Origin of the sequence: Proteiniphilum sp. UBA5384 (assembly GCF_002410825.1) — a bacterium.
Classification (GTDB): Bacteria; Bacteroidota; Bacteroidia; order Bacteroidales; family Dysgonomonadaceae; genus Proteiniphilum.
On sequence record NZ_DHOS01000019.1, the window covers coordinates 1 to 5,320 of the forward strand.

The 5,320-nt window shown below is 44.6% G+C and carries 7 protein-coding genes and 1 riboswitch; of the genes, 5 read left to right on the forward strand and 2 right to left on the reverse strand.

The genetic code is table 11. The annotated features are described in order from the left end of the window. Positions 1-140 precede the first annotated feature (140 nt). Positions 141-368 (forward strand): hypothetical protein, encoded by a 228-nt coding sequence (locus B4G81_RS04955; protein WP_294080722.1) that lies wholly within the window; start codon positions 141-143, stop codon positions 366-368. A gap of 30 nt (positions 369-398) precedes the next feature. After that, on the forward strand, positions 399-740 hold the full coding sequence (locus B4G81_RS04960) for an antibiotic biosynthesis monooxygenase family protein (protein WP_294080723.1): 342 nt from the start codon (positions 399-401) through the stop codon (positions 738-740). 18 nt (positions 741-758) lie between these two features. Here the strand turns inward: B4G81_RS04960 and B4G81_RS04965 are convergent, their stop codons facing one another. Together B4G81_RS04965 and B4G81_RS04970 are read right to left on the reverse strand one after the other, a co-directional pair. Beyond that, complete coding sequence (locus B4G81_RS04965) at positions 759-1,205, reverse strand: cold-shock protein (protein WP_294080725.1); 447 nt, start codon at positions 1,203-1,205, stop codon at positions 759-761. Positions 1,206-1,255: 50 nt separating this feature from the next. Continuing rightward, positions 1,256-2,371, reverse strand: coding sequence for a DEAD/DEAH box helicase (locus tag B4G81_RS04970; RefSeq protein ID WP_294080727.1), 1,116 nt, complete (start codon positions 2,369-2,371; stop codon positions 1,256-1,258). A 317-nt stretch (positions 2,372-2,688) separates the two neighbouring features. Continuing rightward, a riboswitch (TPP riboswitch) is annotated at positions 2,689-2,784 on the forward strand. 120 nt (positions 2,785-2,904) lie between these two features. On the opposite strand from B4G81_RS04970, the gene thiM reads away from it, so the two are divergent. From thiM to thiD, 3 genes are read left to right on the forward strand one after another with little or no spacing between them, the layout of a single operon-like run. Then, positions 2,905-3,699 carry a hydroxyethylthiazole kinase gene (gene thiM, locus B4G81_RS04975; RefSeq protein ID WP_294080729.1) on the forward strand — a complete coding sequence of 265 codons (795 nt, stop codon included), beginning with the start codon at positions 2,905-2,907 and terminating at the stop codon, positions 3,697-3,699. Continuing rightward, positions 3,696-4,331: a thiamine phosphate synthase gene (gene thiE, locus B4G81_RS04980; protein ID WP_294080731.1), complete on the forward strand. Its 636-nt coding sequence runs from the start codon at positions 3,696-3,698 to the stop codon at positions 4,329-4,331. Before thiM ends, thiE begins: the two co-directional genes overlap by 4 nt. A 37-nt stretch (positions 4,332-4,368) precedes the next feature. Next, positions 4,369-5,181, forward strand: coding sequence for a bifunctional hydroxymethylpyrimidine kinase/phosphomethylpyrimidine kinase (gene thiD / locus B4G81_RS04985; protein WP_294080733.1), 813 nt, complete (start codon positions 4,369-4,371; stop codon positions 5,179-5,181). Positions 5,182-5,320 lie beyond the last annotated feature (139 nt).

Here is a 5,320-nt window from a genome sequence, read left to right on the forward strand (position 1 = left end):
GTGCGCTCTAAACGCTTATACCGAAATCATTATTTTAGGGTATTGCGTAATAGATCGCAAGAGAGTAATTTTATGTTTTAAATGAGAGTTCTCCAGAGAGATGTATATGTAAGAAGTCAGGTCAAATAAAAATTACAGTGATGGTCAGTTATTTAAATAGCGCCTGCGACAATTGCAGGAAACATGCAGAGCATGAGAGGAGGCTATATTGTATGAATGTGGCGGAACGGGAAGTTTTTGACATATTCAGGGTCCTGGGGGTCCCTATGAATGAACAGGATATTCTGGTCCGGACAATCAATAATGAAAATACCTGCTGGTATAATTTAAAAGAGTTATTGGACTCTCTCCTTATCCGCAATAAATAGTATAATTTTTAACAATTAGAAATCACAGTTATGTATATAGTTTCACGCAATATGAAGGTGGCGAAAGATCTTTCGGACGCTGTCATAGAGGATTTGTCGCTTCCTTCGAGGTCTACCGGAGCAGAAGGTTTTATTCGTCGGGATATAATGGTCAATAAGGAAGCGGATGATTTTGACATTATCAAAGTGCTTATTTACTGGAAAGACAAGGATTCCCAGGAAAAATGGCATGCCAGCAAAGAGCATTCACAGTCGCATATCGACAAGCATAAACTAAGGAAAGAGATGGGGAAAGCACCGATTAACCGCAAAGATCTCAATATGACCTTTGAGGAGTTTGAACTGGTCTCAACCCTGGCTGCGGATCGGTAGGGCAAGTCCACCGATCCTTTAATCCGTAATCACGATATTCACTGCATTCATGCCTTTTTTGCCGCGTTCCAAGTCGAATGTAACCTTATCGCCTTCATCGATTGAAGCCGGTGCAGCGCTGATATGGAAAAAATATTTGTCCATATTGGCACTGTTTTTAATAAATCCATACCCTTTATTGCGATCGAAATATTCCACTCGTCCCTTGTAGGGTTCGGGCTCTCCCACATCCTCTTTCTTAGGGGTGGATACCACTATATCCTCAATGTCGATTTCCTCTTTTTTTATCGGATCGGGCGGAGTATCGGTAATCACCCCATTTTCATCCACGTAAGCGATCATATCGTCCAATGAGCCGGAGCCGGGATTGGCCTTACGCTCTTCTTTACGCTTCTGTTTTTCTAATCGTTTTTCCTGTTTTTTCTTTTCTATTTCTCTTTTGTTATACGAAACTGATTTAGCCATATTTACACTTAAAATGTCTTTGTTTTTTTAATTGATTGAATAATTGTTATTTAGCTTGCCACCACAAGCGTTTTACCTGTCAATTTCTGGATATCCTTTAACATATCCCTTTCTTCATCGGCACAGAACGTAAAAGCCGTGCCGGTATTCCCTGCCCTACCCGTGCGACCAATACGATGCACATAGGTTTCTGCCACATCCGGAAGATCGTAATTAATGACCAGCTCCAGATTATTAATGTCTATTCCCCTGGCTGCAATGTCCGTTGCAATGAGGGTTTGTATTTTATGGGATTTAAAATCCGCCAACGCCTTTTGCCGGGCATTCTGCGACTTATTCCCATGAATGGCGGCACTGTTTATTCCGGATTTACTAAGTATCCGTGCGATCTTATCCGCTCCATGTTTGGTACGGGAGAATATCAATACCGATTTCCTTTTATCTTTTTTCAGCAAATCGATCAGCAAATTCTTCTTTTCCGGCTTTTCCACGAAGTAGATATACTGCTCTATGGTGTCTACCACTGATGATACCGGTGCCACTTCTACCCTGACCGGCTTATGCAGGATCGACCGTGAGAGGTCGGCTATGGACGATGGCATGGTAGCTGAAAAGAAAAGCGTCTGCTTCACCCGGGGCAACTGCGGCAGCAACCGTTTGATATCGTGGATAAATCCCATATCCAGCATCCGGTCGGCTTCATCCAGTACAAAATGACGGATGGCACGCAGACTGATAATCTTCTGGTTCATCAAATCGAGTAATCGTCCCGGAGTGGCCACTAATATATCCACTCCCCTGTTCAGTTCATTCACCTGGGCATTCTGTTTCACACCTCCATAAATTACACAGTGGCGAAGCCCCGTATACCGGATATAATCACTCAGGCATTCGTTGATCTGGATAGCCAGTTCACGCGTAGGTGTTAAAATCAACGCCTTTATCTCTCTTCTCCTGTCATGGGTTTTGTTCAAATACAATTGCTGTATGATGGGAAGTACGAATGCTGCGGTTTTTCCTGTGCCGGTCTGTGCCAGTCCTAAAATATCACGGTTGTCGAGTGCCGGGGCAATAGCCTGTTGTTGTATTGGTGTGGGAGTTGTATGTCCTTTTTCGTTCAGAGCCCTCAATACCGGCTCAATAATTGATAATTCTTTAAATGTCATGTTCTGCTATTAAACAGGATATGCTATGATAAACGATATTCCGCATTCCTGTAACTGATTGATATCTTATACAAATAAGTTGATTTTGATGTCGATTTCGGCGATGGGAAGATCCGCCTAGAATGGCGGAGCAAAACCTTGAGAAGAAAGATACAATACTAACTTAATTGATAATGGATGCAAAGATACAAAAATAAATCGGTTTTTCAGCTATCATCGAATCGTGTTGAGATTATACACAGCTTTGACCGGTCCACCGATACATGTTTTTATTGAAAGATTCCGGATTTATTCATCATTTATGTATATCTTTGTAGCATCTCTGTTAGGGGTGCCTTCGAAAAAGGCTGAGATCAAACCCTCGAACCTGATATGTTGTAATTGACATCGTAGGGAAACGGAAATTTAGAAGATTATAATTTTATATATATTCATCACTGCCGTTTCATACAAATATGAGACGGCTTTTTTATTTCCCGGATAATGATAGCGGGGATTATGTAGCTATTTGCGGATTTAAAGGATAAATTAAAATGACGAACATTGATAATCTGATCCGGGACCTGAACCGGGTAAGGGAAAAATCACCGCTGGTACATAATATCACCAATTATGTGGTGATGAACAATACGGCCAATGCACTGCTGGCGATAGGCGCATCTCCGGTAATGGCCCATGCAACGGATGAAGTTGCCGAAATGGCCGGCATAGCCTCTTCGCTGGTGATCAATATTGGTACGCTTGACGCCGAATGGGTGAAAGGCATGTTGATTGCGGGTAAGGCAGCCCTGGAAAAAAAGATTCCGGTTGTTCTCGACCCCGTGGGCGCAGGAGCCACTTCCTACCGGTCGAAAGTATGTACCCGGATAATTGAAGAATGCAAACCCTCGGTCATCCGTGGCAATGCTTCGGAAATAATAGCCCTGTCGAATGCTAATGCCCAAACCAAAGGTGTTGACAGCACCAACAGTTCCGAGGCAGCATTGAATTCAGCCAAAGCGCTGGCAGATAAAACCGGTGCCATCGTGGTAATCAGCGGCGAAACGGATTATATCACCGACGGAAACACTGTTGAGACCGTAAAGAACGGAAACAAGATGATGACAAGAGTGACGGGCATGGGGTGTACGGCATCGGCCCTGGTAGGTGCTTTTACCGCCATCAACCCCAACTTCCTCGAAGCAGCCACCAACGCCATGTTCATCATGGGTATCACAGGAGAAATCGCGGCCGCAAGCTCGAAAGGGAACGGTAGCCTGCAACTCAATTTTCTGGATATCCTTTTCAATATCGACGAAAGAAACATCAGGAAAAATATCCGGTTATGAAGCACTTCGACTTGAGCCTGTATCTGGTCACCGACCGTTCATTATCCTTGGGCAGGCCATTGGAATATGTGGTGGAAGAGGCGGTGAAAGGAGGCGTTACCATGGTACAACTCCGAGAGAAGGAGTGTTCTTCAAAAGAATTCTACCTACAGGCGATGGCCCTCAAAAAGTGTCTGAAACCCTACAATATTCCACTTATCATCAACGACCGGCTGGATATCGCCCTTGCCTGCGATGCGGAAGGGTTGCATATCGGCCAAAGCGATCTTCCCTATGAAGTGGCACGGAAAATACTGGGGAAAGATAAGATTATCGGTCTTTCCGTCGAAAACAAACAGGATGCGCTGGATGCCAACAAGCTGGACGTGGATTATATCGGCATATCTCCGGTTTTTGACACCCCTACCAAGACAGATACGGCCCAGGAGTTAGGCTTGGCAGGTGTACATGAGATTTCGCTGGTTTCAAAACATCCCGGTGTCGGTATCGGAGGAATCAACAACAGCAATGCCCTGAAAATCATACAAGCCGGTGCGGACGGTATTTCGGTTGTATCGGCCATCATGTCGGCATCAGAACCACGACAGGCAGCATCGGAACTATATGATATAGTCACCGGCATGGAAAAATAAGATAGCTGATAAACTCTCATTTTAAAAGAAGAAACAAATGAAGAAACAGTATAGAAGAACCTTGTCGATTGCGGGAAGCGATCCGAGCGGAGGCGCAGGGATACAGGCCGACCTGAAAACATTTTCCGCCTGTGGGTGCTATGGTGCGACAGTAATTGTAGCTGTGGTAGATGAAAATACGGTAGGTGTAACCGGTGTGCACCCTGTTCCTGTGCCATTTGTGACAGGGCAAATCCGCTCCGTGCTGGATGACATAGGCGCGGATGCAATTAAAATCGGGATGCTCCACTCGTCCGAGCTTATCCGGTCGGTACAAGAGACCCTGGCCCAATATGACATTAAGAATATTGTACTGGATCCGGTGATGGTCGCTACCTCCGGCGATAAGTTATTGCAGGATGAAGCCATCAGCACATTGCAGGAAAAATTGATCCCCCATGTACGCATTATCACCCCCAACATTCCCGAAGCGGAAATATTGCTCGGAAAAAAGATCAAATCGCAAAAGGATTTACCGTTGCTCGTCAAAGACCTTTCCTTCGGCCGTTCCGTGTCGGTCCTGTTAAAAGCCGGACATCTGTCAGGAGATGAGTTGACCGATGTTTTTTATAATGCCGAAACCGATGAAATAATTGAACTGAGTTCCAAACGTATTACCACAAAGAATACACATGGAACGGGTTGTACGTTATCATCCGCCATCACCTCCTTTCTGGCCCATGACTTGCCGCTCAATGATGCAGTACGCAAAGCCAAGGATTATGTAGATCGCGCTATTTTAATCGGTTCCGAATATGAAATTGGGAAGGGTCATGGTTCCGTCCATCATTTTTTTGATTTCTGGAGGTAAGGTTGACAAAGGCATACTCTTAGGGCCGTTAATTTGTAAGACTCTTTTTCTCTCCGAATTATAGTGATCGTATCATATTTTTCCGTATTTTTGCGGCTCGAACTGTTAGCTCAGCTGGTTTAGAGCGCTGCCTTGACAG